A 5,295-nucleotide genomic window follows, 5' to 3' on the forward strand; every position below is an offset into this window, starting at 1 on the left:
GCCGACGAGCTCGAGGCGATGCTCGACGCCGCCGAGGCGGCGCTGGTCGAGCTCGAGATCAAGATCGATCCCCGCCGTCGCGCCCGCGGGCCGCTACCCGACGCGTCGGGCCTCCGCGCGGCCCACGAAGACGGCCGCGCGCTCGTGCTCGAGGGTCGCTTCGAGCAGGTTCGTCAGTGGACCGCGCTGGCCAAATTCGGCAGCCGCGAGCCCGGCCCACGCTGCGGCAGCTCGCCCTTGTCCCGCTACGACCTCGTCGTCACCCGCGACGCGCGATCGCGCAAGGACCTCGCCTACCTCCACGTCGTGGTCCCGGCCGCGGGTTTGCCCCCCGAGGGCGAGCGCGGCCGCCACGAGGCCTGGATCGGCGACGAGCGCTGGATCAACCTGACCGACGCCCTCGACCCCACGCGCGAGTACCTGCCCTTCAAGTCCAACGGCAGCGAGTCGCTCCATCGTCAGTGGGCGCGCGAGACCGTCGTCGAGTCTCTCGTCGACATCGCAACTCAGTACCGCCAGCGCACGGGCGTGCCCCTGGGGATCGGTGATCTCAGCCACGTGACCGGCGGCAAGATCAAGGACCACTGGACCCACCAAGAGGGCGTGGACGCCGACGTCTACCTCCTCGATCCCGACCACGCCGACGACGACGGCCGACCGCGCGTGTGGTGGAACCACGTCAAGCGCGGCGTCGCGTGTTGGACCAGCAAGCCCAAGGGCAAGGGCGAGCGCGAGCAGGCCCTCGATCCCGAGGACGAGCTGTCCCACACCCCGACCAGCCAGCGCCTCGAGGTCCTGGCCCAGATCGTGTTCCTGATCGACGAGGTCGCGTACTTCGTCCACAACGACACCACGATCCTCGAGCCCTTCGACGACCAAGCTGGCGCGCGCCGTCCGGGCCGTCGCTTCCTCCACGCCAAGAACCGCGGCTACTGGCCGGCCCACACCGACCACGTCCACCTGCGCTGGGTCGAGGGCGAGCTGCCCGTCGACGTGACCCCGCGACCGTGACGACGAGCAAGAGGATCGGAATGGCGCACATGGCTGGGACGTCGACCACCGCCGTGCGCCTCCTAAACCAGCCTGTCGTGCTCGTGGCCGCGCTGTGGCTCGCGGCGTGTGGCAAGTCCACCGACAACGCCCACACCTCGACCGACGAGACGCCGCAGGCGGCCGAGCACAGCGAGTGCCCGAGCACCCAGCTGCGCGAGGCTCGGGCCCCCGACGTCCGCCCCGAGCACGAAGATCCCAATTTCTGGCTCGCCGACACCCCGGACGCCGACCTCGACCTGCTCGACGCCGACGAGCGCAGCTACCTCGCGGCGCGCGTGGCCGAGCTCCCCGGCGGCTGGCGAGACCCCCTCGGCGAGGCTGGTGGCGATCCCGAGCTCATCGAGCGCGAACTCGACGAGCGGCTCGAGTGGCTGCGCGGGCGCGTGAGCGCGGGCAAGTATGTCGAGACGGCACCGGGCGCGCTCGAGCGCGCGGCCGCGCGGGTCGAGTCGGCGGCCCCGATCGAGGGCCCCGCGCTGCGCTTCGTCGTCGACGAGACCTCGCTGTGGTGCGTGCCGACGACCGAGGGCCTGTTCAGCGATCCCGTCGACCTCGACTTCGATCGCAACCGCTGCGCCTCCCTCCACCCGGGCGAGCTCGTTCGCACGCTGCGGCGCACGCCCGACGGCGCGTGGACCTACGTCGACGCCGGTCACTCGGTCGGCTGGGTTGATCAGTCAACCGCGCCGACCCTCGGCCCGGCGCTCGATCCCGCGGCCGCGGGCGAGCGCCTCGGGATCGACGACACCACCCCACGCCTGTGGCTGACCGAAGACATCGAGGAGCTCCGGGCCGGGTCCAACTTCCCGCTCCTAGGCGAAGACGACGAGCGCCGCACGATCCTCGTCCCCGGCCTCGCCGGCCCCCACGAGCGCGAGCTGCCCGGGACCGCGCCCGCGAGCGCGGCCGCCCTCACCTTCACGCGCCGCGCCGTGTTCGAGCAGGCCTTCGCGCTGCTCGAGCAACCCTACGGCTGGGGCGGCCGCGAGGGTCGGCGCGACTGCTCGCGCTACCTCCACGATCTCTTCGCGCAGTTTGGCCTCCGGCTCCCGCGTAACTCCGCCGTCCAGGCCCAGCTCGGGACCCGCAGCGTCGACCTCTCGGAGCTCGACGAGCCGGCCAAGCGCGAGGCGATCCGGGCCGCGGCCCGCGAGGGCGTCGTCCTGCTCTACATGCCCGGCCACATCATGCTCTACCTCGGCCACGACGGAGATCACGACTACGGCATCTCCTCGCTGAGCGAGTACCTCGTCCCCTGCCCCGGCGGGCCCGACACGGTCCACCGCCTCGACAAGGTCGCCGTCACGACCCTCGAGCTCGGGCGCGGGAGCGAGCGGCGGGCCTTCATCGAGCGGATCACCCGGATGGCCGTGTTTGGCCCAACGCCCGACTCGCAGCCCTGAGCCTCAAAAAAATATCGGATTCACTGCAACACGCAGGTTCGCGGGCCGACGCCTCGAGCGTGGCCGGCAAGCTCCATCAAGGCACACTCGAGCTGTTCCGGCACGACCCCTGGCTCGCCTTCGATCTACTCGGGATCGAGCGGCCCGTATCCGGGACACCCATCGATCGCCGCGCTGAGGTCGAGCGCGATCATCCCAAGCGCCCCGGTCAGGTCGAGTCCAACTTCCCGGATCTCGTCCTCGTCTACAAAGACCCCAGCCAACCGGCCGTCGGCGTGGCGATCTGCATCGAGGCCCAGGGCGAGCTCGACCCCAACAAGCGCTGGCAGCTCCCCTACTACCAGGCCTCGGTGGCCAAGGATCACAAGCTGCGCACCTGGCTCGTGGTCGTATCGTTCTCCCCGCAGATGTCGGCGGCGCTCGCAGCCTGGCAAATCGGGCCGCCTCACCTGACCGATGTGCTGGTCCTCGACGTCAACACCGTCCCGCGGATCGACGACCTCGAGCAAGCGCGGCGGCGGCCGACGGCAGCGGTGCTTGCTGCCGCCCTGCATGGAAGCCAGGGCGATCTAGAGGCTGCGAGGATGGGTATTCGAGCTACACTCGGGCTGCCCAGGGACAGGCGAGAGGCCTACGTGGGGACCATCTTGGCCGCCTTATCGAAGGAACAGAAGAAGATCCTCATCGGAGAGATGAACATGAGCCAACGAGATGAAATCTGGGAGATCGAAAAACGCAGCGGGACCTACTTGCTCGGGGTCGAAGTGGGACGCGAACAAGGGCGCGAAGAAGGCCGCGAAGAAGGCCGCAAAGAAGCCCGCAAAGAAGCCCGCAAAGAAGCCCGGCACGCCGGACGCCGCGCGACCTTGATCGAGGTCATCGTCGCGGTCCTCGAAGTCCGCGGCGTCCCCCTCGACCCCGATGAGGAGAAGCGCGTTCGCGCCTGCGACGACATCCCCACGCTCCAACGCTGGGCCCGGGCCTGCCGCGAGGTCGAGCGATCGTCGGATCTGTTCGCCGAAGACTGAGCGACCCATCCACCCGAGTTGGGGTTGATGCTGTCAGCCCCATGACACAGATTTCCGCGCTCCGACATCAACGGGGGCCACAGACCCCGCGAGGGACCAAAACCACCCCCTTGGACCGCAGCTCCACTGTCGGCACACTCAGAGGTGATGCGCCGTGGACACCTTACAAACTGGCCGCTGCTCTCGCTTCTTGGCCTCGGGCTCGGCTTCGGCCTCGGCGGCTGCAAGGGCGACGATGCCCAGGCCGAGAGCGGAAGCGCCGACGCGACAGGCACGGACGGCGGTGACGGGGACGGTGACCCGGGCGACGGCGACGGTGACGAGCTCACCGAGGATCCCGGGCGCGTGACCGTCCACCGCCTCAACAACGCCGAGTACAACAACACCGTCCAGGACCTGTTCTTCTCGATGGTCGACTGGGCGCCGGCCGCCGAGTTCCCCTCGGACGTCCACAGCTACGGCTTCGACAACATCTCGGACATCCAGAGCCTGTCCCCGCTGCAGTTCGAGCTCTACTCGCGCGCGGCCGAGACCATGGTCGCCGACGCCCTGCGCGTGGCCGCCAACTCCGAGCTCAACTACTGGGAAGCCGAGGGCATGGAGGTCTCCGCCAGCTCCGGCGGAGCCAGCGGAGGGTTTTGGAACCTGTGGTCGAACGGCGAGGTCTACTCGACCTTCGAGGCCAGCGGCGCGGGCACCTACCTGTTCTCGACCCGCGCCTACGGTCAGCAGGCCGGCGCCGATCTCACCCACCTGGTCATGACCGTCGACAACGTGCTCGTCTACGAGACCGACATCGCCGCGGTCATCCCCGAGCTCGCCGAGGTCCACGAGGTCGAGATCCAGCTCGACGCCGGCATCCACAAGATCGCGGTCGGGTTCACCAACGACTACAACGACGTGAACCTCATGGAGGACCGCAACCTCCTGGTCGACTACCTCCAGATCGAGGGCCCGACCGATCCGGTCGCCAACCCCCTGCGCGACATGATCATCACCTGCGACCCCCTCGCCGACGGCGAGGACGTGTGCCTGCGCCAGATCATCGACGAGTTCGTGAGCCGGGCCTGGCGGCGACCGCTGACCCAGTCCGAGGTCGACGCGCTCATGGGCCTCTATGACCTGGTCCAGGACGAGGGCCAGGGCTTCGAAGACGCCGTCCACGTGATCCTCGAGGCCGCCCTGAGCTCGCCGCACTTCTTGTTCCGGGTCGAGCTCGATCCCGACCCGACCAGCGAAGAGCCCCACCCGCTGTCCGAGTACGAGCTCGCCTCGCGCCTGAGCTACTTCCTGTGGAGCTCGATGCCCGACACCGAGCTGTTCGCGCTGGCCGCCGACGGCACGCTCTCGGACCCGCAGGTCCTCGAGCAGCAGGTCGACCGGATGCTCGCCGACCCCCGGTCCGAGGCCCTCGTCGACAACTTCGCCGGGCAGTGGCTGTACATCCGCGCGCTCGACGACGTGTTCAAGGACACCGGGACCTTCCCCGACTTCGACGACGAGCTCCGCAGCTCGATGCGGATCGAGATGCAGGAGTTCTTCCGCTCGTTCATCAGCGAAGCCCGGCCGATGAGCGACCTGATCAACGGGACCAGCACGATGATGGACGACCGCCTCGCGGCGATCTACGGGGCCGCGCCGGTCGGCGAGGGCTGGGTCGAGGTCGACTTCGGCGATCTCCCGCGCCGCGGGCTCCTGACCTCACCGGGGCTGATGAGCGTGCTCGCCCACCCCGAGACGACCTCGCCGGTCAAGCGCGGCAAGTGGGTGCTCGATCAGCTGCTGTGCATCCCGCCGCCACCTCCCCCGCC

4 protein-coding genes are annotated in these 5,295 nt (G+C 69.3%); all 4 read left to right on the forward strand.

The window, feature by feature from the left end:
* Positions 1-1,011 (forward strand): penicillin-insensitive murein endopeptidase (locus ENSA5_RS05575; RefSeq protein WP_181197405.1); only part of this gene is annotated, 1,011 nt, incomplete at its 5' end.
* Positions 1,012-1,040: 29 nt separating this feature from the next.
* Entirely contained in the window at positions 1,041-2,456 is a 1,416-nt protein-coding gene (locus ENSA5_RS05580; RefSeq protein ID WP_146155359.1) for an NlpC/P60 family protein, read from the forward strand.
* Between the two features lie 59 nt (positions 2,457-2,515).
* A complete protein-coding gene (locus ENSA5_RS05585) occupies positions 2,516-3,484 on the forward strand; it encodes a hypothetical protein (RefSeq protein ID WP_106390547.1) in 969 nt (322 codons plus the stop codon).
* A 147-nt stretch (positions 3,485-3,631) separates the two neighbouring features.
* The coding region (locus ENSA5_RS05590; RefSeq protein WP_146155360.1) for a DUF1592 domain-containing protein at positions 3,632-5,295 on the forward strand (1,664 nt) is incomplete at its 3' end.

It is taken from the genome of Enhygromyxa salina (assembly GCF_002994615.1).
GTDB lineage: Bacteria > Myxococcota_A > Polyangia > Nannocystales > Nannocystaceae > Plesiocystis > Plesiocystis salina_A.

What these genes read in the sequence shown, in the direction of transcription:
- ENSA5_RS05580 (WP_146155359.1), top strand. Translation starts at nt 1,041, where the DNA reads ATGGCTGGGACGTCGACCACCGCCGTGCGCCTCCTAAACCAGCCTGTC.